The sequence below is a fragment of the Paraburkholderia sp. RAU6.4a genome, assembly GCF_050435625.1.
GTDB classification, from domain to species: domain Bacteria; phylum Pseudomonadota; class Gammaproteobacteria; order Burkholderiales; family Burkholderiaceae; genus Paraburkholderia; species Paraburkholderia tuberum.
This window is the reverse complement of record NZ_JBNDKQ010000001.1, coordinates 185,087-209,505: the sequence shown is the minus strand read 5'-3', so window position 1 is coordinate 209,505 and position 24,419 is coordinate 185,087. Positions and strand designations below refer to the sequence as shown.

17 protein-coding genes are annotated in these 24,419 nt (G+C 60.6%); all 17 read left to right on the top strand.

Annotation, left to right across the window (positions count from 1 at the left end; translation table 11 throughout):
* Positions 1 to 241 precede the first annotated feature (241 nt).
* The 17 genes from OKW40_RS00935 (at position 242) to tssL (ending at position 24,408) form a co-directional block, all read left to right on the top strand.
* Positions 242 to 1,216: an efflux RND transporter periplasmic adaptor subunit gene (locus OKW40_RS00935; protein ID WP_184061764.1), complete on the top strand. Its 975-nt coding sequence runs from the start codon at positions 242 to 244 to the stop codon at positions 1,214 to 1,216.
* On the top strand, positions 1,213 to 5,766 hold the full coding sequence (locus tag OKW40_RS00930; RefSeq protein ID WP_429487704.1) for an efflux RND transporter permease subunit: 4,554 nt from the start codon (positions 1,213 to 1,215) through the stop codon (positions 5,764 to 5,766). The genes OKW40_RS00935 and OKW40_RS00930 overlap by 4 nt, the downstream gene beginning before the upstream one ends.
* A 141-nt stretch (positions 5,767 to 5,907) precedes the next feature.
* Positions 5,908 to 7,344, top strand: a complete 1,437-nt coding sequence (locus tag OKW40_RS00925) for a basic amino acid/polyamine antiporter (RefSeq protein WP_429488456.1) — start codon at positions 5,908 to 5,910, stop codon at positions 7,342 to 7,344.
* Positions 7,345 to 7,413: 69 nt separating this feature from the next.
* A complete protein-coding gene (locus OKW40_RS00920) occupies positions 7,414 to 8,841 on the top strand; it encodes a basic amino acid/polyamine antiporter (RefSeq protein WP_429487702.1) in 1,428 nt (475 codons plus the stop codon).
* Positions 8,842 to 9,942: 1,101 nt separating this feature from the next.
* On the top strand, positions 9,943 to 10,593 hold the full coding sequence (locus OKW40_RS00915) for a response regulator (protein WP_429487700.1): 651 nt from the start codon (positions 9,943 to 9,945) through the stop codon (positions 10,591 to 10,593).
* A 254-nt stretch (positions 10,594 to 10,847) separates the two neighbouring features.
* Positions 10,848 to 11,396: a fimbrial protein gene (locus OKW40_RS00910; RefSeq protein WP_184023634.1), complete on the top strand. Its 549-nt coding sequence runs from the start codon at positions 10,848 to 10,850 to the stop codon at positions 11,394 to 11,396.
* A 99-nt stretch (positions 11,397 to 11,495) separates the two neighbouring features.
* A complete protein-coding gene (locus tag OKW40_RS00905) occupies positions 11,496 to 12,260 on the top strand; it encodes a fimbria/pilus periplasmic chaperone (RefSeq protein ID WP_260330353.1) in 765 nt (254 codons plus the stop codon).
* Positions 12,261 to 12,272: 12 nt separating this feature from the next.
* Complete coding sequence (locus tag OKW40_RS00900) at positions 12,273 to 15,110, top strand: fimbria/pilus outer membrane usher protein (protein ID WP_429488454.1); 2,838 nt, start codon at positions 12,273 to 12,275, stop codon at positions 15,108 to 15,110.
* Positions 15,111 to 15,183: 73 nt separating this feature from the next.
* Positions 15,184 to 15,744, top strand: coding sequence for a fimbrial protein (locus OKW40_RS00895; protein ID WP_429487697.1), 561 nt, complete (start codon positions 15,184 to 15,186; stop codon positions 15,742 to 15,744).
* The gene (locus tag OKW40_RS00890) at positions 15,725 to 16,480 is read left to right on the top strand and encodes a DotU family type IV/VI secretion system protein (RefSeq protein WP_260331819.1); all 756 of its coding nucleotides are present in this window, start codon (positions 15,725 to 15,727) and stop codon (positions 16,478 to 16,480) included. Before OKW40_RS00895 ends, OKW40_RS00890 begins: the two co-directional genes overlap by 20 nt.
* Positions 16,477 to 18,156, top strand: a complete 1,680-nt coding sequence (locus tag OKW40_RS00885) for an OmpA family protein (protein ID WP_429487695.1) — start codon at positions 16,477 to 16,479, stop codon at positions 18,154 to 18,156. The genes OKW40_RS00890 and OKW40_RS00885 overlap by 4 nt, the downstream gene beginning before the upstream one ends.
* A gap of 205 nt (positions 18,157 to 18,361) precedes the next feature.
* Positions 18,362 to 18,895, top strand: a complete 534-nt coding sequence (gene tssB / locus OKW40_RS00880) for a type VI secretion system contractile sheath small subunit (RefSeq protein ID WP_184068521.1) — start codon at positions 18,362 to 18,364, stop codon at positions 18,893 to 18,895.
* A gap of 43 nt (positions 18,896 to 18,938) precedes the next feature.
* Complete coding sequence (gene tssC / locus OKW40_RS00875; protein WP_429487693.1) at positions 18,939 to 20,444, top strand: type VI secretion system contractile sheath large subunit; 1,506 nt, start codon at positions 18,939 to 18,941, stop codon at positions 20,442 to 20,444.
* A gap of 109 nt (positions 20,445 to 20,553) precedes the next feature.
* A complete protein-coding gene (locus OKW40_RS00870; RefSeq protein WP_184023663.1) occupies positions 20,554 to 21,036 on the top strand; it encodes an Hcp family type VI secretion system effector in 483 nt (160 codons plus the stop codon).
* A 140-nt stretch (positions 21,037 to 21,176) separates the two neighbouring features.
* Positions 21,177 to 21,722 carry a type VI secretion system lipoprotein TssJ gene (tssJ, locus tag OKW40_RS00865; RefSeq protein ID WP_187616473.1) on the top strand — a complete coding sequence of 182 codons (546 nt, stop codon included), beginning with the start codon at positions 21,177 to 21,179 and terminating at the stop codon, positions 21,720 to 21,722.
* Positions 21,723 to 21,727: 5 nt separating this feature from the next.
* Positions 21,728 to 23,077, top strand: coding sequence for a type VI secretion system baseplate subunit TssK (gene tssK, locus OKW40_RS00860; protein WP_429487692.1), 1,350 nt, complete (start codon positions 21,728 to 21,730; stop codon positions 23,075 to 23,077).
* Positions 23,074 to 24,408 (top strand): type VI secretion system protein TssL, long form, encoded by a 1,335-nt coding sequence (gene tssL / locus OKW40_RS00855; RefSeq protein ID WP_429487690.1) that lies wholly within the window; start codon positions 23,074 to 23,076, stop codon positions 24,406 to 24,408. The genes tssK and tssL overlap by 4 nt, the downstream gene beginning before the upstream one ends.
* Positions 24,409 to 24,419: the final 11 nt, after the last annotated feature.

The following is a 24,419-nucleotide window of genomic DNA, read 5'->3' as shown; positions in this document are numbered from 1 at the left end:
GTAGGGTCTCGTATTCGCCGGCCCGTGAGCTACGTTGCCGCTGGGCCTACGACATGGGTTGCGCCAGCAGTCAGCCGAGAACGTCATGAATGCAAACCGCTCCGATGCACCGCGGCCTCGCCGATCAGGCGGAATCGCACTGACCGGCGCAGTGTCGTGCGCGTTGACCTGCGCGCTTGTCGTTTCACTGTCGGGCTGCCAACGGCAGACCGAAACACAGAGTGGCGATACGAGGCCAGCCGTGCAGCTCACTCGGGTCGAACCTGCCGACGCTTCCGCCATTCGCATTTTTACCGGACGGGTCGAGCAGACCAGCATCTCGCCGCTCGCCTTCGAAGTATCGGGCCGCGTCGTGCAGATCGCGGTGCTCGAAGGCGCGTCGGTGAAACGCGGGCAACTGATCGCGCGGATCGACGAGGAACCCTACAAGCTGCAACTGCAACGCGCGAACGCGCAGTATCAGCAGCTGAGCGACAACCTGAAGCGCCAGGCGGTGCTGCGCAAGGACGGGATTCTGTCTCAGGCTGCCTATGAGCAGTTGTCGGCTTCCACCGATGCCGCACGCGCGGCACGCGACCTGGCGAGCCGCGACCTGCGCAATACCCAGCTCGTCGCGCCATTCGACGGCCGGATCGCTCGCCGCAACATCGAGATCCAGCAGGTCGTGCAGGCTGGGGCGCCCGCGTTCAATCTGGAAAACATCGGCCGTGCCGATGTCGGCGTCGATCTGCCTCAGAGCATTGCCGAACGGCTGTTCGTCGACAAGACGCTGAGAGCCGAGGCGTGGCTGCCCGGGCGGCCGCAGAACCGCTTCCCGCTCGTGTTCCGCGAGCGGACCACGCAGACCTCGCCGACTTCGGCGGCCTACCGGCTCGTGTTCTCGATCGAAGGACCGCAAAGCGCGATGCTGTTCCCCGGCATGGCGCTGCGCGTACAGATTTCCGAAACGGCGCGTCAGGTCGCGCAAAACGACAACAAAGGGTACTTCGCGATTCCGATCGCCGCGGTGTCGATCGGCGCGGACGGTCAGCGCAGTCTGTGGCGCTACGACGCCGCGTCCGGCCGTGTGCATGCGGTGCCGGTCAGCGTGCGCGAAATTCGCAATGACGATGTGGTCGTCGCGGGGGCGGTTGCGGCGGGCGACCGCGTGGTGGCCGGCGGCTCGCAGTTCATGAAAGAGGGAATGGCGGTCCGTCCAATGGATGCGCCTCAATGAATCTCGCGCGCCCCCTTATCGAAAAGCCGCTGATCGCGTGGGTTCTGACGCTCATCTCGCTGTTGGGCGGCATCTTCGCGTACTACAACATCGGGCGGCTCGAAGACCCGAAGTTCACGATCAAGACTGCGGTCGTCGTGACGCTGTATCCGGGCGCGAGTGCGCACGAGGTCGAGCAGGAAGTGACGGACCGGCTCGAAAGCGCGATCCAGCAGATGCCGCAGGTCGACAGGCTGACCTCGCGTTCCACACCGGGCTACTCTGAAGTCCGCGTCGAGATTCGCGACCAGTACACGTCGGCGCAATTGCCGCAGGTGTGGGACGAGGTGCGCAAGTCGGTATCGGATGCACAGCCCCGGCTTCCGCCGGGCGCGGGACCGTCACTCGTGGTCGACCGTTTCGGCGACGTCTACGGGATGTTCTACGCGCTGACCGGCGAGGGCTACACGCAGGCGCAACTGTATGAGTACGCGCGCGAACTGCGCCGCCAACTGCTGACACTCGGCGACGTGTCCGACATCGTGATCGCCGGTGAGCAGCAGGAGCAGATCTCGGTCGACGTCGACCAGTCGCAACTGATCGCCAACAATCTGTCCACCGACGATCTTGCGCAGACGCTGTTCGTGCAGAACGAGGTTCGGCCCGCGGGACGCGAACGTGTCGGCGACCTGTCGTTGCGGATTGCGCCGTCCGGCTCGCTCGATTCGTTGCAGGCCATTCGTTCGCTGCCTGTCAACAATACGCCCGCCCCTCTGCTGCTCGGCGACATCGCGCGAGTAAGCCACGGCTACGCGACGATTCCGAACCAGGTCATTCACTATAACGGCCAGCCGGCGGTTACGATCGGTATCAGCGCGCGGCCGCGCGTCAATGTGGTGAGGGTCGGCGAGGAGATCAAGGCGAGGCTCGCCGAACTCGAGCGTAACCGCCCGATCGGCATCAAGCTGCACTCGCTTTACGATCAGCCGCAGGTCGTCGACGAGAGCGTGCGCGGCTTTATCTTCGACGTGTTCCTGTCCGTGGCGATCGTCGGTGTCGCGCTGGGCATTGCGCTCGGCTGGCGCGCGGGCGTCGTGCTGGGCGTCGAGCTGTTCCTGTCGATCCTCGGCACGCTGCTGGTCATGTACGCGGCAGGCATCGAGCTGCAGCGTATCTCACTCGGCGCGCTGATCATCGTGATGGGCATGCTGACCGACAACAGCATCGTGGTGGTCGAGGGGATGCTCGTGAAGGTTCAACGAGGCATGTCGCATCTCCAGGCGGCGACCGAGATTCTCAAACAAAGCCAATGGCTTCTGCTCGCGTCGACCATTGTGGGGATTCTGGCTTTCTCGGGCATCGGCCTGTCGCCGGATGCGGTCGGCGAATTCTGTGCGTCGTTGTTCGCCGTCGCCGCGATTTCGCTGCTATTCAGCTGGGTGATCGCCATCGCCCTGACACCGCTGTTCGGCACGTATCTTTTCAAGCCCGCGGACATCATCGATGACGACCCGTTCAAGTCGAAGCTGTACAAGCGTTACGGCGAGCTGTTGTCATGGGTCACCCGACAGCGCGTGTTCGTGGTCATCGGCCTCGTCGCGCTGACCGTGCTGGCCGGGTGGGCGTTCCGTTTCGTCGAGCGGAGCTTCTTCCCCGCGTCGACCACGCCGATCTTCTATGTCGACATGCGTTTGCCGCGCGGCGCCGATATTCGCGCGGTCGTCGAAAAGAGCCGCGAGGTGGAGAAGGTGCTGCTCAAGCATGCGGACGTCACCAACGTGCAGACCTATATCGGCTCGGGCGCGACGCGTTTCTTCCTCGTCTACGATCCGGAGGGGCGTGATCCGTCGTACGCGCAGTTCATCGTCGGCGTGAAGGACCAGGGCCTGATCGACGACATGATTCCGGAGATCGAAGCGGATCTGAAGAAGCGCTTCCCCGAACAGCATTGGACGGTCACGCGGCCGAACTTCGGCCCTGGCGGTGGCGCGGCCATTCAGGCACGTTTCTCCGGACCCGACCCGATCGTGCTGCGTCGCTTGTCTCAAGAAGCACAGAATGTGCTGAAGGCGGACGGCCGCATCATCGCGATTCGCGACGACTGGGAGGACCCGATCAGCATCGTGCGGCCGGAATTCGACGAATCGCGGGCGCGCTCGCTCGGTGTGACGCGCCGTCAGGTTAGCGACACGATGGCTTATGCAAGCGAAGGCCTGCGGGTGGGCATCTATCGCGAAGGCGATCAGCTACTGCCGATCGTGCTGCGTTCGCCCGACTACACGCGTGGCGTCGCGGGTCTGCAGGACCTGCAGGTGTTCAGCGCGGGGCTGCGCCGTTACGTGCCGCTCGGCGACGTGGTCAACGGCTTCGCGGTCGGTACCGAGGAAGGCCAGATCGCGCGCGAAAACCGGATTCGCACGCTGACGGTTTCGGCCAACCCGATCTATGGGCAGAACAGTGTCGACGCGTTCAACCGCATACGCTCCAGCATCGAGAACATCAAGCTGCCACCGGGCTATAGCTTCGAATGGGGCGGCGAGCACGAATCGTCGACGCGCGCGCAGCAGAGCCTGTTCCGTCAACTGCCGCTCGGCTTCATCGGCATGGCGCTGCTCGTGCTGATGATGTTCGGACGCCTGAAGCCGGCGCTCGTCGTGCTGCTCGTCGTGCCGATGTCGATCGTCGGCGTCACGCTCGGTCTGCTGCTATTTCGCGGCGCGTTCGGCTTCATGGCGTTGCTCGGTCTATTGAGTCTGATCGGCATGCTGATCAAGAATGGCGTGGTGCTTGTCGAAGAGATGGATTCGCAGATCGCCCGCGGGCGTGCCGCGCATGCAGGCGGTGACCCACGGCGCGATGAACCGTCTGCGGCCGGTGATACTGGGGGGCGGTACGACGGCGCTCGGCATGGCGCCGTTGTTGTGGGATCCTTTCTTCAAGGACATGGCGATCACGATTATGGCGGGCCTTGTTTTTGCCACCGTGCTGACGTTGGTCGCCGTGCCGGCGCTGTATGCGATGCTGTTCTCGATCAGGCAGGCGGAATGGGAGCCGGGTCGACACCCGGAAGCAAAATGATCCGCGCGCGCCCTTGTCTTCTCGCCATCGCGGCCCTGCTGCTCGAAGCCGGCTGTACGGGTTCATTGCAGCTGCAAAAGCCCGCCGCGTTTCCGCCGCAGTATTCGGAAGCGCAACCGGGCGTGGCGACACCGATGTCCGGGCAGCAGCTCGCGGCATGGTGGACCCAGTACAACGACCCGACGCTGAACAGACTGATCGATCTCGCGCTCGCGCACAACTTCGACATCGCGACCGCTTACGCACGCGTCGATCAGGTGCAGGCCGGCATCCGCCTGGCCCGCTCGCAACTGTTGCCGTCGGTCGGTGCAAGCGTGAGCGCCGCGAAGTATCACGGCGCTGAGACGCAGCTCGAATTCGCGGAATTCCTCGGCATCGACAATACCGATGCGCAGTTCTGGCGTGTCGGCTTGCGGGCGCAATGGGAGATCGATCTGTTCGGTCAGGGACGCGCAAGGCTCTCGGCTGCACGCGAACAGGCACGCGCGGCCGCGGGCGACGCGGAGGCGGTACGCCTGAGCGTGGTGTCGGGTGTCGCGGATCTGTACGTCACCTATCGCGGGCTGCTGCGTCAGCGCGCGATTTTGCTGCAGAGCCGCGCGATCGCGGACGACTTCGTCAACATCGCCGAGAAGAGCTTTAACGCGGGTCTCGTGCTGAGTACGGACATCGAAGCAGCGCGCGCCGGCCGCGCGCAGGTCGATGCGCGTTTGCAGGACGTGGAGAACGGCATCGCGCAGGCACGACTCAATTTGCAGAATCTATGCGGCGTGCAGCCCGCGGAATTCGCGGGAATTCTCGATGAAAGCGACACGCTGATGACCGCGCTGCCGCATATCGAGCCCGGCCAGCCGGTCGACCTGCTGATGCGGCGCCCGGATCTGATCGCGGCGCAGGCACGCGTGAATGCGGCGCTCAGGCAGTCGGATGTCGCGCGGCTCAACTACTGGCCGACCATGTCGTTGAGCGGTTTGCTTGCACGCAATGGTTGGGAGATCGCGGGTCAAAGCCTCGGGGCCAGCACGTTCTGGCTATTCGGCGCGGCGATGGCGCTGCCGCTGATCGACTTTGGCGCGCGGCGCTCGCAGGTGGAGTCGTCGGACGCGCAGGCGCAGCAGGCCATGTCGAACTACGAAAAGACCGCGCTCGGCGCGTTCTATGACGTCGACCGTGCACTGGCGCGTTTGAACCGGCAGGACGAGTTGTTCAAGGCACGCAATGAAGAAGTCACGCGTCGCACCACGCAGTTGAGCCAGGTGCGACGTCGCTACGAACTCGGCGATACCGGCCGCGTCGATATCGATCAGGTGCGGGTTGCGCTGCTCGAAAGCCAGTCGTCGCAGGCGAGGGAAGAGGTCGGCGAACTGCAGGCACAGTTCGCGCTGTTCAGGGCGTTGGGAGGCGGTTGGTTGGCCAATCCGCCAGTGGCCTCGAATACACGAGCGCCGACGGAACCCGCGCCCGCCACCGCAACGGCACCGGCCGCACAGTGAACGACCAGGAGGAGTGCGGTCCGGTACTCGCAAGGCCGTTGGCTTCAGTCGGGGAGGACTGACAGGAGATGCGCAATGCACGCGTACCTGCTCCGCGTCAGTCCATTTCCGGAAGAAATCAGCTTCTCTGAAGGGTGGACGATGGCAACCCAGGTCGAGACGAAACTGTCGTTGCCCGCATTGACCGCGATGGTCGTCGGCTCAATGGTGGGCGCAGGGATTTTCTCGTTGCCGCGCAATTTCGCGCGCGCGACCGGACCGTTCGGCGCGGTCATTGCATGGTGCGTGGCGGGCATCGGCATGTATGCGCTGGCGCGCGTCTTTCAGGCGCTCGCGCAGCGACGGCCCGAGCTCGATGCGGGGGTGTTCGCATACGCGCGAGCGGGCTACGGCGATTATGCGGGCTTTCTCTCCGCATTCGGCTACTGGATGGCCGGCTGCTTCGGCAACGTGTCGTACTGGGTGCTGATCAAATCGACGCTTGGCGCTTTCGTGCCGGCCTTCGGCAACGGCAATACGGCGACCGCGATCATCGTGTCGTCGGTGGGCATCTGGCTGTTTCATCTGGTGATGCTGCGCGGCGTCCAGCAGGCCACGATGATCAACACGATCGTCACGGTCGCGAAGTTGATTCCAATCGTGCTGTTCATCGTGATGCTGATCGCGTTGTTTCGCGCCGACATGTTTCGCGCGAATCTATGGGAACGCAGCGATCAGATCGGCAAGGGCTTGTTCTCGCAGGTTCGCGCGACGATGCTCGTCACCGTCTTCGTGTTCGTCGGTATCGAAGGTGCGAGCGTGTACTCGCGCTATGCGAAAAAGCGCTCGGACGTCGGCGCCGCGACGATCACCGGCTTCGTCGCCGTGCTGTGTCTGCTGGTGCTGGTGACGCTGCTGCCTTACGCGACCTTGCCGCGCGCCGATATTGCGGTGATGCGCCAGCCGTCGATGGCCGCGGTACTCGGCGCGCTGCTCGGCCCATTCGGTGTCGTGTTCGTCAGCGCCGGTCTGATCATTTCGATCCTCGGCGCGTACCTCGCATGGTCGCTGATCTGTGCCGAGGTGCTGTTCGCCGCCGCGCGTCTCGAGACGATGCCGCGTATCTTCGCGCGACAAAACGAGCGCAAGCTGCCGGTCGCCGCGATCTGGCTCACGAGTACCGTGGTGCAGTGTTTCGTAATCAGCACGTACTGGTCGACCGACGCGTTTGCGCTGATGCTCAATCTCACGAGCTCGATGGTGCTGATTCCTTATTTTCTCGTGGCCGCATACGGCATCAAGGCCGCGCGTTACGATAGTGGACAGAATGGCGGCACCTTGAGCGGCGCGTTGCGCACCGAGTATTTCGTCGCGATGTTCGCGACGTTGTATACGGCCTTTCTGCTGTTCGCGGGCGGCCTGAAGTTCCTGATGCTATCGGCGCTGCTTTATGCGCCCGGTACGGTGCTGTATGTGGTGGCCAAACGCGAGCGCGGCCAGCGGGTGTTTTCGAAAGTCGAGCGGGTCATCTTTGCCGTCGCGGCCTGCGGCGCGATTGGCGCGCTGATCGGCCTCGCGACCGGCACGATCGTCATCTGAGCGGTCGATCATCGTAGTCGCACGAGCGCGGCTCGATCGGAACGTGTTCGCGGGAGAGCGATCGCAGCAATGGACAAGCGCGTCAGAGTTTCAGCGCCGGGCCTGATGGCGATGGTGATCGGCTCGATGGTCGGGGTGGGCGTCTTTTCGCTGCCGCAGGCGCTCGGCAAATATACCGGCGTAGTCGGTTCGTTGATCAGCTGGACCATCACCGGCTCCGGCATGCTGATACTCGCGCTGATCTTTCAACGGCTCGCATGGCGCAAGCCGGAACTCGACGCTGGCGTCTACACGTATGCGCGCGTCGGGTTTGGACGCTACACGGGATTTCTGTCGGCGTTCGGTTACTGGTGCGCCAGCTGTCTCGGCAACGTGGCGTATCTCGTGCTGATCAAGTCCGCGCTCGCGATCGTCGCGCCTTCATTCGGCGCTGGCAATACGTTTAGCGCGATCGTCAGTTCCTCGCTGATGATCTGGGTGTTTCACTTCCTGATACTGCGCGGCGTGAAGGGCTCGTCGGTAGTGAATGCGTCGATGACGGCCGCCAAGTTGTTCGCGCTTGGACTGTTCGCGGTGCTCGTGCTATCGAGTGTCAAGTGGCAGTTGTTCATCGCGAACCTGTGGACCGTTCCCGAGCCGTCGGCGACCGGTCTGTTCGGCGAGGTGCGCAAGACGATGTTGGGCACGGTATTCGTGTTTCTCGGCGTCGAAGGCGCGAGTGTCTATTCACGGCATGCACGCGAACGGCGCGACGTCGGGGTCGCGACCGTACTCGGCTTTCTCTGCGTGCTTGCGTTGATGGTCATGGTCACGTTGTTGTCGTATGGCGTGTTGCCGCTCGAGCAGTTGGGCACGCTAAAAAATCCGTCGATGGCTGGCGTGCTGAGCGCCGTGGTCGGCGCCTGGGGCGCGGTCGCGGTCAAGCTCGGCCTGTTGATATCGGTACTCGGTTCTTATCTCGCATGGACGTTGCTCGCCGCCGAAATTCTGCACGCGGCGGGCAAGAGCCGCACGATGCCCGCGTTTCTCGGGCGAGAAAACCGCAACCACGTACCGGTCGCCGCACTGTGGATGACGAGCCTCGTGATTCAGGCCTTTCTGATCGTGACGCTGTTTTCGAAAGAAGCGTTCACGCTGGCCAAGGAGTTCACGACGTCGATGAACCTGATCCCGTATCTGCTCGTCGCCGGCTATGGGTTGAAGCTCGCAGCGAGCGGCGAATCGTATGCGGGGCAGCCGTGGTCACGGCGCATCGATTTCATGCTCGCGCTGCTGGGCTGCGGATACGCGCTCTTTCTCGTGTACGCGGGCGGCCTGCATTATCTGTTGATGTCGACCGTGCTTTATACGGCGGCGACCGTGTGGTTTTACATCGCCGAGCGTCGCAAGGGGAAACGGCCTGTGTTTACGCGGCTCGAACGCTGGCTGTTCATTGTGGTTCTGCTTACCGGGCTGGTCGCGTTCGTCGATCTCGTGCGCAATCATTTTGCGGCCTAAGGCTTCCGCTCGCGCGCCGCGCGGCTCACATGATCGCGGCCTGGCGAATGCAGCGGATGAAATAGTCGGCCGGGCGCCACCGTCGATGTCATCCGGCCATACACAACAGGAAAACGAAATGAACGCACAGAAATGGCTGAAGCTGGTTTGCGCGAGCGCGGTCGTGTTCCGCTTGCCTGACTGCGCACGCGCAGCCGCAAGCGGGCGGATCGGGTCCCGCGGCACAAGCTGCGGCGAGTTCGGCGCCAACCGCGGGCGAGATCAAGGCTACCAACCGGCAACTCGTGCGGGACGTACGCCGCGCATTCAGAAACGCACGAAGCCAGGGACTACGGGCCAGCAACATTACAGCGCGCGCGGATAACGGCGTCGTGACATTGACGGGCAGCGCGCCGACCGCGGACCTGCTGTCGCGCGGTCCGCTAGAAGAAACACGGCGGTGACGCCGGCGGCGATGGGGCATTGCGACGGGCCGACTGGGGTGGATGTTGAAAGCACTTCTTGCACCTATGACGCATATAGGACTCTGCTGATTTTTTGGCTTGTTAGCGCATCGTACAATCCGCCTCTGCGCAAGGCGAAGACGTTTTAATTCCTCGCCGACGAGTTGGGGTGCGTTGCGCTATCCCATCTTCATGATTGATCCATGCTAGGTTGCATGCCCAAAAATTGCTTTGTCTTTACCAAAGCACACCGGCTTTCTCACCGATTTTGCATCGTTTTAAAAAACAGTGGTTCAAAAACTTCTATTTGCGTGGTGCCAAAATGCTTTTGTGGAACGATCAAGACAATTTGATATGCGCTATCTGGACTGCACCGACTGGTGCGCTTAGATGATAGGCGTTCCCGACGCCGTTCGCTTCATTGGAAGCAGGAAGGTTGCGGCTCTCGATCTTGCTGCTGAGGTGTGCGGCTAGGCCCACGCAAACGCAGCGTCCCGTGGCGACACACAGGATCAGGGAAGTCGACGAGCGGACGGGACGAGATGCCCTGCGCCTTTCTCATCATGTAACGGCGTGAAATGACATGGTACTTTGGTGACAAATCATGCAGGGTGTTTCGGCAAGGAAAAGGTATTCACCTGCGTGGTATGGAGTGTGAGTGAACAAAATAAGAGTGGGTATCGCCGACGATCATCCATTTATTCTCCTCGGCGTCGAGCATCTTCTTCAGCGTTGTCCTGACATCCAGGTCTGCTTCAAAAGCGAAAGTATTGGCCTGCTTCTCCAGCGGTTGGTTGAAGTGCCAGTCGATGTTCTTGTGTGCGACTACGAATTCGAAGGCGATCCGTATGCCGACGGTCTCAACCTTCTTGACCGGATCCGGCGTGTCGCCCCAGCCATACGAGTAGTTTTCCTGAGCACGCATTCGTCCACGCACATCATTTCAGCTGCGCTCAACGCGGGGGCGGCCGGCTTCGTCGGCAAGGGTCCCGAGGGCTTTGTCAGCCTTACCGCTGCCGTCCGCGTTGCCAAAAATAAAAGCGTGTTTCTGCCTGATTCCATTGTGGACAAGATGTTGCGCGCAACGGGGCGCGCAGCGCAAGGCGGATCTTCTCTCAATTTGCTATCTGAAAAAGAATCGACGGTCGTGCGAATGATCTGCGACGGGATGTCGATCGCAACAATTGCCGAGCGGCTCAATCGCAGTCCGAAGACCGTGAGCAATCAGAAGAACGCTGGCATGAAGAAGCTCGGTGCCAGAAACGACGTAGAACTCGTCACGATCGTGCGCGAGTGGTCCTGCTCGTAGCAATTGCCGCGATTCTCAGGCGGATTCTGTCGTTCTCGTGGCGCCTTCTCCCTATCGTAGGGTGGTCCTGTGACCTGTTCAGTTCGAGGAATCGACACGTCGTTTCTCGACTGACCTATTTGGTCTTTCATTTTGGGTATTGGCCCATTAACACCGATCTTCTTCAATGAGATCATTCCTCTGCCTTGACGATCGCTGGACGTCCCGGCTTTACAAGGGTTTGTAGTTCTGAAATGGCAACAAAGAGGAATCTCATGAAAAAACAAGTAACGCAACTCATGATCGCGCTGATGGGCCTGTCCGTCGCGCCGATGGTTTTCGCTCAAGCTGTACCGGGCACAGGTCAGGTAACGTTCAATGGAGAACTGTATGACGACACCTGTGTGATCAACTCGGGTGACGAGGACCAAACGGTCACGCTGCCTCGGGTGTCTTCGCAGACGCTGCCTGCGGCTGGCGTAGTCGGCGGGTCCACGCCTTTCAACATTTCGGTGTCGCAGTGCCCGGCAACGCTGAAACAGGTCGCGGCGCATTTCGAGACCACGAACATGGACCCGGTTACGCGTAATGCCATTAACCAGGCAACTACCTCGCCGGCCCAGTACGTCGAAGTGCAATTGCTTGACCACAATTTCACGAATGGCGCGGCGCAGGTGCTTCCGCTGGGCAGCACGGGCGAGTTCGTTGATGTTGGGACCGACGGTACGGCAACGATGTACTACGCCGGCCAGTACTATGCAACAGACAGAGCCACGGCCGGTAACGTGACGGCTGTTGTTCGCTACACGTTGGCATACCAGTAAGCGAATCTAAGCCGAATGGCATCGGGTTGCTCTTCTAGTTCGAAGGCAACCCGAAGTGGCATTCCGCTTACCTGTCGCGTGGAGGAGCGAGTGTCTTCAATGAAGTTTCCAATGTTGTTCGCCGCAGCTGTCGCCTTAAGTGTGACCTCGTTCGCTGCACAAGCTGCTATCACCATTACCGGTACCCGAGTTATTTATCCGGCGCAAAACCGTGAAGTCAATGTTCGTTTGAACAATGTTGACAGCCGTCCGGTCCTGGTCCAGGCGTGGCTGGACGACGGCGATGCGGCCGCTGCCCCGAATGAAATCAAGGTGCCGTTCACGTTACTGCCGGCGGTATTTCGGGTCGAGCCTCACAGAGGGCAGGCTTTGCGCATCATGTTCACAGGCGGCGACATGCCGAAGGACCGTGAGGCTGTCTATTGGCTGAACGTTCTCGAAATTCCGCCGAAGCCCAAGGACGCTGATGACCGGAACATGATTCAGCTCGCGTTCCGAACGCGTATCAAGATGTTCTACCGGCCGGTATCGTTGCTCGATGACCCAACGGCGGGGCGGGCCCAGCTGAAGTGGCATGTCGAGGCAAATGACAAAGGTCAGAGCATCGTTCGTCTGGACAACCCATCGCCCTACTACATTTCCGTCGGCACGGCAGAGGTAGAAACGGCAGGCAGGAAAGTCGCTCTTTTGCCCGATATGGCACCGCCGTTCGGGCACGTCGATCTCCGTCCACAAGATGGAAAGCTGGATATCAAAGCTCCTGCCACCGTTTCCTATACGGTTCTGAACGACTTCGGTACAGCGATCAAGGACTCGGCGGAAGTGACAGGTGCTCAAAGCGCGGAAGCGCAAAAGAATCAATAATTGAAATACGGGATGTCGGGCGTGCGGAATAGTAAGACGGCGGTTGAAAGAGTATTCAGTAATGTCCCTTTCCGGTTTCACCCACTGGCTTGGGCGGCAATCATAGCGTCGGGCTGGGTCTTTTGCTCAAATTCCGCGGTCGCCGCGTGCGCGCCGGACTCAGCGGCGACGCCATCCAGCGACTGCTCGGCGTCCGAGTTGCCGCAACAGGAAGCCGGTGTCGACGGAGAGGCTGCGCGTACGGATGCGTCATCTACCTCGGCGACATCAAATGCGCCCGCTGCGGAAGTTCCGCAAGAAGTCGAGTTCAATCCAGCATTCTTTACGGGCAACGTCGCCGATTTGTCACGCTATACGCGAGGCAATCCTGTTGCTCCCGGTGTTTATCCGCTCGAACTGCTCGTCAATGGTAAGAAGCGTGGACGCTTCGATGTCCTGTTTCAGGCAGTGCCGGGCTCGGATATCGCAACGCCCTGTTTCACGATGCCAGGCCTCGAGCGCGCTGGCGTAGATACCGAGCGCGTGGCCCAGCGGTTGAAGGAAGCAGGAAAGGGCGACTTCGACGATATGGACGCGTCAGTGCAATGCGTCCCGCTGGTTGAAGCCGTACCGGGATCGGTTGCATCGTTCAACACCGCCGATCTGCAACTCGATCTGTCGATTCCACAGATCGAATTGCGCAAGGAGGCTGCCGGTTACGTTGATCCGTCCCGTTGGGACAACGGGATCAACGCCGGCTTCGTGCAATACAGTCTCGCCGGCTATACGACTCACCAGAACAATGGTAGCGGAGACTTCAGCAGTGTCTACCTCGGCCTGCAAAGCGGATTCAACGTGAACGGCTGGCGTTTCCGCCAGTGGTCCACGGTAAGCTCGCAGAACCGGGGTTCCGGCACGCATTGGCAAAGTGTCGCGCTGTTTGCGCAACACGATGTCACGGCGCTTAAGAGCCAACTGACGATCGGCGACAGCTCGACGAGCGGTGACGTCTTCGACTCATTCAACGTGCGTGGCGTCCAGCTTTCGAGCGACGACCGCATGTTGCCGGATTCCATGCGCTCCTACGCGCCGGTTGTGCGTGGCGTGGCTGATACCAATGCACGCATCATCGTGCGTCAGAACAACATCATCGTGGCCGAGACCAGCGTGCCGCCGGGGCCGTTTGAACTGAACGACCTGCCGGCTACGGGTTATGGCGGCGACCTTCAGGTCACTATTACAGAATCCGACGGCCGTCAGCGGACTTTTCTGGTGCCGTTTGCGTCCGTCCCGCAGTTGCTGCGGCCTGGCGTTGCACGTTTCAATCTGACGACCGGTGTCTATCGCGATACCGTGCTGAATAACCATCCGTGGGTGGCGCAGGCGGTTTATCAGCGCGGCCTGACAAACCTGTTGACCGGCTACACCGGTGCACAGTTTGCGGAAGGTTACTGGGCTGGCCTGGTGGGTGTCGCGCTCAATACGCCGCTCGGTGCATTCGCGTTTGACGTAACGGCGGCGGGAACGAATATTCCCGGCGTGTCTGGTGGTCGTCCCGGCTACAGTACCCGGATCAGCTACAGCAAGCTCCTTCCAGGGCCCAACACGAATTTTTCGGTTGCGGCTTACCGATACTCGACCTCACGCTTCTATAGCCTGCATGACGCGATGTACGCGCGATATGGTTCCCGAGACACCACGGGTCAGTATGACTACCGCACGCGCAGCCGTCTGCAGCTGAATATCAACCAGCCAATCGGCGAGTCGAGTTCTTTTTATATCGCCGGCAGTTCGCAGAACTACTGGGGCGCGTCGAAGGGCTACGATCTGCAATATCAGGTTGGTTTCAACAGCGCGTACAAGCGGGTGTCCTACTCGCTATATGCGCAACGCACGCGCCTGCAAAACTCGAAGATCAGCACGCAGGTAGGTTTGAACCTGACGATTCCGCTCGGCAAGGTCGACTCGAACGAGCATCATATGTTCGACTATCTGACCACCAACGTTTCGCGCGGCTCGAACGGGGATAGCACAATTCAGGCCACTGCGTCGGGCAACACGACCGGAGCCACGCCGATCACCTACGGTGTCAACGCGTCACGGATCGTCGCCGGCGACAATCGGACCGTTTCCGCGGGTGGTTACGCGATGTATCGCGCGCCGTTCGCTACTTACAACGTCAATGCATCGATCAGCAATCAGACCCGTCAAGCCGCGTTCAACGCCGACGGCGCGGTCGTCGTTCACAGTGGCGGCATGACGCTGAGCCCGCCGCTTGGGCAGGCGTTCGCGCTCGTCGAAGCGAAAGGCGCGGAAGGCGGCCGGATCATCAATGGCCAGGGTGCAAGGATTGACGCTAACGGCTATGCGGTGGTGTCGTCGCTGATGCCATACCGGGTCAACACGGTCGCGCTGGATCCGAGCGACGTGTCGCTCGACGTTGAACTGGGCAACACGAGTGAGGAAGTCGTGCCGCGCGCGAGTTCGCTCGTCAAGGTGAAGATTGCGACCACGCAGGGCACGCCGATTTTCGCCGAGGTTTTGGATCGGGAAGGCAAAGCCATGCCGATGGGCACCGAGTTATTCGACGAGTCCGAGAAATCGGTGGGCATCGTCGGTCAGGGTGGCCTCTCGTACCTGCGCGGCCTCGAGCACGAAGGCAAGCTGCTGGTGCGCTGGGGCAATCGCGCAGCGGAGCAGTGCGTGATGCCCTACACGATGCCGGACGACGACAAGGCGGACAGCGGTCAGCGCGCGGGGATCGTTGCGCGCATCAAGCTGAGCTGTGATCCAGCGCTAATCTGGTCTCCGCCGGCAAAGTCCGTAGCGCGACGTTCAGCGGGCGCGGCGCTTGTCAGTTCGCTTCGCTGAAGTGCGAAGGTCGATACCCGGTCAGCTCCAGCGCTGCGGCTTAGATGATTCCGCCGACAGTAGAGGTCAGAAAATGAAGAATATTTGCAGATACTTTCGGATTGCCGGACTAATTTCCGGATTGATCGCAGGTGCGCTGTTGGGATCGGTTTGCGTACATGCGCAAGGCTCGCCTTCGGTCACGCTCAATTTTAGTGGCACCTATAACGCGACGACGTGTGCGCTGGTGAGTTCGCCCGACATGACGGTCACGTTGCCAACGCTTTCGACGCGATCGCTGCCGACGGCCGGAGTTATAGATGGCTCAAAGTTCTTTACCATCACGATTCAATGTCCAAGCGGTGTAACGGGGGCGCGCGTGTATTTCGAGAGCGGTTCGTCGACCGATCCCAACACCGGGAATCTGGACCTGCAGAATGCGAGCGGGGCGGCGTCGGCAACGAATGTACAGGTCATGCTGGCCAATGAGGACGGATCGCGGATCAAGGTCGGCGACCGGTCTACGATGAGAGTCGTTCCGATCACGTCCACGGATCCGACGCCGGTGAAGTTCATTGCCAGCTACTACGCAACCGGTCGGGCCACGGCTGGCACCGTCAATACATTCGTCACCTATGTCGTCGAAATGCCCTGAGGGTGCCGGCGCGAATACGTTTCTTATTATGTTTGACTCAACAGTCGCGCTCATGCGAGCGACTGCGTTGCATGCAGCACTGCTGTCCGACGGCGCGGAGCTGCCGGCTATTCCTTTTTGGCGCGCGCGTTGCAGTACGTTGGTCGAGACGCTACAGCAGCAAATGCTGGATCGAACTTTTCCGGCAACGGACATCCGGGAAGTCAGCCTCGCACAATGCGTTCTGCTAGATGAACTGACGTTGCATGCATTGCCGTCCAGGCAGCGCGAGGAATGGTTGCGTGACCCGCTGCAGATGCGTTTTCATGGCGTGCGTGATGGCGCCGCATGGGTATGGCACCGGATCGAGGCGGTGGTGGACGGCGGCGATCCGGACCCCGCCAGACTTGAGTTCTACACCATGTTGCTGGGGCTGGGCTTCGACGGCGGACGAGAAAACGCCAACGCATATCTGGAGCGTGCGAAATCGGCGTTGAACGGGCATCCGCGTAATAAGGCGGCGTTCTCCATACCCGACGCACCGGATAACGCCATGCCACCGACCAATTCGCTTCGGCCGTCGGACGTGTCACGCATCTCACATTCACGCAGAACCGCCGGCGGGGTGATTGCTGGTGCGGTTGCCATCGCGTCACTATGGACGGCGATGGACCTTAGTCTGGACGTTGCGGTACGCGGTCTACCTCAAACGTCGCCGCCGCAGAGTAGTCCTATGCAGACGGAGCGTTCGCAATGATTTCCGGAAACAGCTACCGGGCGGCGCTGATCTGGATCGCTGTCTCCGTAGTTGGACTGATATGGCTATGTTTGCCGCTTGCTCTCCAACCATCGTGGCCCGTTGTGCTCAGTCTTGTTCTGTTGACGGGGGTGGGCGCCGCCGTTTTGCCAGCTTACGGGCGATCGCATCCGACCCACGAGGATCAGGATTTTCAGCTCGGGAACGTGCGTCAGTTATCGATCGTTCTCGTCGTCGGGCCGCATGCCGGCGCGTTGTTTGCACGCGATGGCCAGACATCCACACTGCGACGTAACGGTGATGCGCTGTGGTTGCGTGTCCGGTCCCCGCAGCAGTTGTCCAGCGTGTTGGCCACGGTGATGGAGTCGCATCAACGTCCGCCGGATGCCGTGTTGATGCCCGTTGTTCCCGACGGTGAGTGCGACGATGCTGTGATTCGCCGCGAATTTTCCCGCTGGAAGCATCAAATCGACGCTTGCATCGGTCCCCGGGCGTTCGTATTACCCTGCTATATCGCTATCTACGCGCACCTCGGCTCGAATAGCGACCACGTAGTGGAACGGGTCTGGTTCGGCGATGCCATGAATATCTCGACGATGCAACCCGCGACCGCAACCGCGCGGCAACATGTGCAAGCGCTCAGGCAACAGCTGGATCAGGCCTGGCTCGCTGTCGCCCACCCGGAACGTGCGTCGCGTGCCGGTCTGGGGCATGCAGTGTTCGACTGGCTAGAAGATGAGGCGCTGCTATCGATACTTTCATCGCTCGCGAACACCGCGCCGTTCTCGCTGCGCGGCTTGCTGTTGGCCGACATCGGACACCCGCCGATGCGTCCAGGCGCATGGACGCGATGGCTCACCGGCAAGACCGCGCTGCGGCCGCTGCTGACGAGGCCGGAGGCTCAACCGAAGCCGCTGTCTCTGCCTTTACTTACGACCATCGCGCGGAACGACAGATTCCGGGTTTCGAAGAGCGAGTGGGCCCGGTCGTATTCCGGAAGCTTGCACGCGTTGGCTGCGTCGGCGGTCGTCCTGATGGTGTCGATTGGTGTCTCCGCATGGTCGAACAGCAGGTTGGTCACGCGAGTCGCCGAAGATCTCGAGGTTTACACGCATATACCCACAGCCCGCGCGGATGCGAAGCATGAGCGATTCGAATCGTTGCGCAGACAATCCGCCGAGCTGGCTCGCTATGCGAGCAACGGTGTGCCGACCGGGCTCGGCTGGGGACTGTATCGGGGCAAGCAGTTGCAAGTCGCGCTTGAACGCGTGACCGCGACATCGCATTCCCCGACGATCGCCGCGCATTCCCCGCCCCTTGCTGTGACGATCGACAGCCTCTTGTTATTCGACAGCGGCAAGACGACGCTCAAGTCAGGTGCAGAGCCAAGGCTCCACACGGTTCTCGATCTGATTCGCGCGAATCCCGACAAGCGAATTCTCATCGCGGGTCATACTGACAACGTGGGTGCCAGCGTCGCGAATCAAAAGCTCTCCGAGGCACGCGCGCGGGCCATCCGCGATTGGTTCGTCAACACGGCTACGTTGCCCGTCACACGTTTCGCAATTCAGGGGTATGGCGATACCCGGCCGATCGCCGGCAACGAAACTAGTCAGGGGCGCGAGATGAATCGTCGTGTCGAAATCACCGTTGTTCCCGATTCAGGCACGCACTGAAAGTACTCGTCGCGGGTAGCCCTCTGGGAACCTGCGTTCGCGCACGCCAACCCGGCCTCTCTTTTGCGAACGGGACAGACTTTTTGGCAACCGCCCATATCGCCGCGCTGCTCCGAGACATAACATCATCAGCTTGCGGATTTCATACGAAAGCGAGCGGTGTCGCCGCTCCTTCTTTTATTTGAGCGAACAACCTCAGAGCACTATGTCGGCTTCTACCAGTTCTCAAAAATTCATCGCACGTAATCGTGCCCCCCGCGTCCAGATTGAATACGACGTCGAAATTTACGGTTCGGAAAAGAGAGTCGAACTCCCGTTCGTGATGGGCGTCCTCGCCGACTTGTCGGGCAAGCCGCTCGAACCGTTGCCCGCCGTCGGCGATCGTAAGTTCTTCGATATCGACATCGAGAACTTCGATGAGCGAATGAAGGCCATGAAACCGCGTGTCGCGTTCGCGGTGCCCAACACGCTGACGAACGAAGGTCATCTGATGGTCGATATCACGTTCGAAAGCATGGACGACTTCTCGCCCGCAGCCGTCGCGAAGAAGGTTGACGCGCTTGCGCAGCTACTCGAGGCGCGTACGCAACTGGCCAATCTGCAAACGTATATGGATGGCAAAAGTGGCGCGGAAAACCTGGTCAGCAAGGTGTTGAGAGACCCAGCGTTACTCGAAGCGCTCGCAAAGGCGCCAAAGCCGGAAGCGGCATCCGCCGGCGAACCGGTGACCAACGAATGATTTTTGCTTTCCGCACGAAAGCACAGCCTGAAACAATGGGGAAATGATGGCCGAACTTCAAGCGAACATGCGCGCCAAGGCAACGGCGAGCGTGACAAGTCAGTCCGATTTCAATGCACTCCTATCGCGCGAATTCAAGCCCAAAACGGAGCGCGCGCGCGAGGCTGTCGAGGGGGCTGTCCGGACGCTCGCTCAACAAGCACTGCTTACATCGGCAACGGTGTCCGACGACGCGTACAAAAACATAGAGTCAATTATTGGGGAGATCGATCGCAAATTATCCGAACAGATCAACCTGATTCTCCACCATGAAGATTTTCAGAGTCTTGAAAGCGCATGGCGTGGGCTTCATCACCTCGTCGCGAACACGGAAACGGATGAGAAGCTGAAGATCCGCTTTATGGATGTGTCGAAGGACGACCTGCGTCGCACGATGAAGCGCTATAAAGGGATTGCGTGGGACCAGAGTCCGTTCTTCAAGCAAATTTACGAGGAAGAGTACGGGCAGTTGGGTGGCGAGCCGTACGGCTGTCTCGTCGCTGACTACTACTTCGATCACACGCCGGCCGATGTCGACCTACTGGGCTCGATTGCAAAGGTGGCGGCAGCGTCGCATGCGCCGTTCATTACGGGCGCGGCACCGTCCGTGCTGCAGATGGACTCGTGGCAGGAACTCGCCAACCCGCGCGACCTGACGAAGATTTTTACGCAAAACCTCGAGTACGCACCTTGGAACTCGCTGCGTAGTTCGGAAGACGCGCGCTACATCGGCCTTGCAATGCCGCGTTTCCTTGCACGTCTACCGTATGGCGTCAAGACGAATCCGGTCGACGAATTCAATTTCGAAGAGGCGACCGCCGGCGCGGATCATCAACGCTATGTATGGTCGAACGCGGCCTACGCAATGGCGGTGAACATCAACCGTTCGTTCAAGAACTACGGTTGGTGCACGCTGATTCGCGGCGTGGAAAGCGGTGGGGTAGTTGAAAACCTGCCGTGTCACACGTTCCCGACGGATGACGGTGGCATCGACATGAAGTGCCCGACGGAAATTGCGATCTCCGACCGCCGCGAAGCGGAATTGTCGAAGAGTGGTTTCATACCGCTCATTCACCGCAAGAACACTGACTACGCGGCGTTCATCGGCGCGCAATCGTTGCAGAAGCCGATCGAGTACCACGATCCCGACGCAACTGCGAACGCGAATCTATCGGCACGTCTTCCGTATCTGTTCGCGTGCTCGCGCTTTGCGCATTACCTGAAGTGCATCGTGCGCGACAAGATCGGCGCATTCAAGGAGCGGGACGAAATGCAGCAATGGCTCAACGAATGGGTCATGAACTACGTTGACGCTGATCCCGCTAATTCGTCGCAGGAAACCAAGGCACGTCGACCGCTGGCCGCGGCCGAAGTGGTCGTCGAGGACGTCGAGGGGAACCCGGGATATTACCAGGCGAAGTTCTTCCTGCGTCCGCATTTCCAACTTGAAGGTCTGACGGTTTCTTTGCGTCTCGTCGCGAAGCTGCCGCTCGTGAAGGATGCAGCCTGACCTGACGTCTACCGTTCATTCGGTGATTGAGCGACGGACAGGCGCTCACTAAATATGCCTGACTTTCATTGAGCATCTTTAAAACTAATCGGTATCAAGGAGTATTTTTATGGCGCAAGACATCTTTCTCAAGATTAACGGGATCGATGGTGAGTCGGCAGACGCTAACCACAAGGACGAAATCGATGTTCTGAGCTGGGCGTGGGGCGTTACGCAGCAATCGAATATGCACGTTGGTTCCGGTGGTGGCGCTGGCCGAGCTACGGTCGACGACTTCACGTTTGAGCATTTCATCGATCGTGCAACGCCCAACCTGACGCAATACTGCCTGACCGGTAAGCACATCGACGAAGCCAAACTCGTCGTGCGCAAGGCTGGCGGTAATCCGCTCGAATACATCAAATTCACGATGAACGACGTGCTGGTTACCTCGGTGCATCCGTCCGGCGTCAGCGACAGTGAATCGCGTCCGTGCGAAACGGTGCGTCTGTCCTTTGCTCGCCTGAAGCAGGAATATGTGGTGCAGAACGCGCAAGGCGGTAGCGGTGGTGCGATCACGGCGACCTTCGATATCAAGAAGAACACAGCCTAAATCGCACATTTTCCTGAATCTTGGCACGACGACCCTTTTGTCCGGGACGCCGTGTCAAGGTTGTTAACCGGGATGCCCGGCTGGATGCAGGCATCCTGGTTCATTCAGGGCGATGTGCGAGATCACCTTGATACCGTCAGATGGTTTCGATCTTTTTTTCCCGCTTCGCGATATGGCTGCGTATCGGAGGCTGGCTAGCCCTAAGCGGGGCGAGCGCATGGCTGTCCGGGTGCGCTACCGCGTCGGCTCCCGTTGTCAAGGAGCGAACGACCCTCCGGCTTCAGATCGCGGCAAACGAGAACGTCAATCCGAACGAGTGGGGAACGGCGGCGCCGATCCTCGTGCGGGTCTACGAACTGAAGTCGCCGACGGCGTTTCAAACCGGCGACTTTTTCACGCTGCAAAGCGACGACAAGAAAATCCTTGGCGACGACGTGCTGGTCGTTGACGAATTTATTCTGCGTCCCGGCGATACACGCGAGATCGTCCGGAAGTCGAACCCCGCCACTACCGCAATTGGCGTGCTGGCCGGCTACCGGGATCTTGGGAAATCGGTCTGGCGCGCGGTTTACCGGTTGCCAATCGCGCCCGACGCCGCATGGTACAGGATGGCTCTTCCAGACAAGGAACAGAAGCTGACGATCCAGCTCGATCAGCGCACTGTTTCGATTTCAAAGTCAGACTAATTTCGATGAGTTGGTATAGCAAAGTTGTTTGGAGCGAAGGACTCTTCCTGCGCCCGCAATTGTTTCAGCAGCAGGAGCGGTATTTCGAGTCGTTCGCGCATCGCCGGAGCGCGCCGCTGAGCCCGTTTTTCTGGGGCTTCAGCCGTTATGAAATCGATCAGGAATCGCTCGCGTTCGGCAAGCTGGTGTTCAAGAGCGGGCTCGGCGTATTTCCAGACGGCACACCGTTCGAGGTGCCTGGCCTGACGCTGCCCCCGCCCCCACTGACGATCGGACCGGAACATCAGGAGCAGGTGATTTACCTGGCGGTCCCGCTTCGCTTGCCTAACACCGAGGAAACCGCCTTCACCGAGCAGAGCGGATCGCTGGCCCGTTACCATGCGTACGACGCGGAACTGCGCGACAGCAACGCGATCGGCCAGGGTCCGAAGCCCGTCCAACTCTCGAATCTGCGCTTGCGGCTGTTGCCCGAGAAAGAGCTGACGCAGTCGTGGATCGGGCTTGCGCTGACGCGCGTGAAGGCGCTGCACGCCGACGGCGCCGTGTCGCTGCACAGCGCCGACCACATTCCGCCCGTGACCGGTTACGGCGCGAATCCACTGCTGCGCGAATGGGCGATGCAGCTGCACGGTCTCGCGCGACTACGCGCCGACGCGCTCGCCGCCCGTCTGTCAGGTTCTGATGGCCGTACGGGCGCGGCGGCCGAAGTGGCCGACTATCTGCTGCTCCAGGTGCTCAATCGCTATGAGCCGCTGCTGGAGCATATTTGCCAACTCGAGGAGACCGCGCCGGTGACCCTGTATCGCGAGCTCGCGCTTTTCGCGGGCGAGCTTTCGACCTTCGTGCGTCCGCAAACGCGGCGTCCGCGGGCGGCGCCGGGCTATGACCATGCGCAGCTCTACCGCAGTATCAGGCCCCTCGTCGAGGAGGTTCACTATCTATTGAACCAGGTGTTGATTCGTGGTGCGCAGCCCATTCCGCTTACGGAGCAGGCGCATGGCATCCGTACGGCCGCCATGCTGCCGAACGAATTGGCCGGCTATTCGAGCCTCGTGCTCGCCGTGGGCGCGCAGATGCCTTCCGAGTTGCTGCAGCAGCAGTTTCTTGCCCAAACGAAGATCAGTCATCCGCAGCGCTTGCCGGAATTGATCCGTTCGCACCTGCCGGGTCTGGCAGTAGCGGCGCTGCCGGTTCCTCCGCGCCAGATTCCGTTCAACTCGGGCTTTATCTATTTCGAACTGTCGCGTACCGGACCGTTCTGGGAACAGATTGCGCGGCACGGAGGGCTTGCCATGCATGTCGCCGGGCACTTCCCGGAACTCAAGCTTGAGCTGTGGGGCGTGCGTCAAAAATGAGTACCGGTGCATACGGGGACGACGCGTTCGAGTTTCTGTTGAACCCCGACAACTCTGCTTCTGGCCAGAGCCAGCCGTCTGCCATTCCCGCTGGGCGTCCCACAACCGCGGGTGTCGCCAATCAGGAACCGGTGGTCGATGCGGCCGCGTTCGATCCGCCGGAACAAGTGCAGACGCGTCTGGAGCGCATGAAGGCTGCGCGCAATCCGTTGTGTGAAGCCGCGCAGCCTTTGTTGCGCATGCTGGCGGACATGCCGGCTTCGCTCGATTCGTTGGCTGCGGTCGCGAGCTTGCGCTCGCTGCTGGTGCGTGAGGTCGCCGCATTCCAGAAGGTCTGCGACAAAGCGAGTTTGCCGTGGAAGCACGTGGCGGCTGTCCGTTACGCGCTGTGCACCGCGCTCGACGAAGCCGCCAACCGCACGCGTTGGGGGAACGGTGGAATTTGGGCCGCGGGGGGGCTGCTGCTCAAGTTCGAAGGAGAAGTGGACGGCGGCGAGAAGTTCTTCCTGCTGATCGGCCGCATGGCAACGGATCCCCAGGAGTACATCGACGTCCTCGAGGTGTTGTATCGCATTCTCAGCCTTGGATTCGAAGGACGCTACAGCGTTGCCGCGGACGGTCCACGTCATCTGGAGCAGATCCGGCAGCGAATGCTGACGCTTATCAGCGGCACGCGGGACACGATGCGGCTCGAACTGTCGCCGCACTGGCGCGGCGAGGAGCCGGGCAGGATGCGGCTGCTGAAAAGCGTGCCGGTCTGGGCGACGGCGGGCGTCGCTGCGCTATGTGTGTTCTCGCTGTTCGCCTGGTACAAGTATCGGCTTCTGGCGCAAAGCAATGCGCTGGAAGCGAAGATTCTCGCGATCGGAGAGCCGATCAAGGTCGCGGCCCCGGTCGTTCACGAGCGCTTGCGCCTGTCGATTTTGCTGAAAGACGAGATCGCTCGCGGCCAGGTCTCCGTCGAAGAGACCGCGAGCAGCAGCCGGGTCGTGTTCCGTGGCGACTACGTGTTCCTGCCGGGGCAAAGCCGCATTCGACCGGAACTGGATCCGGTGTTGACCAAGGTCGCGCAGGAGGTCGTCCGGGTCGGCGGCAATGTCACGGTGACCGGGCACACCGACAACCAGCCGATTCATACGGCGGAGTTTCCTGACAACCTGGTGCTATCGGAAAAGCGCGCCGCGTTCGTCGCCGACGTATTGAAGGCGCACGGCATGCCCGGCAATCGCATCGAGGCTGTCGGCAAGGGCGATACACAACCTGTCGCGGACAACAGTACAGCGGAAGGTCGTTCCCGCAATCGACGCGTGGAAGTCTTCGTCACGCATTAACGGGAAAGCCT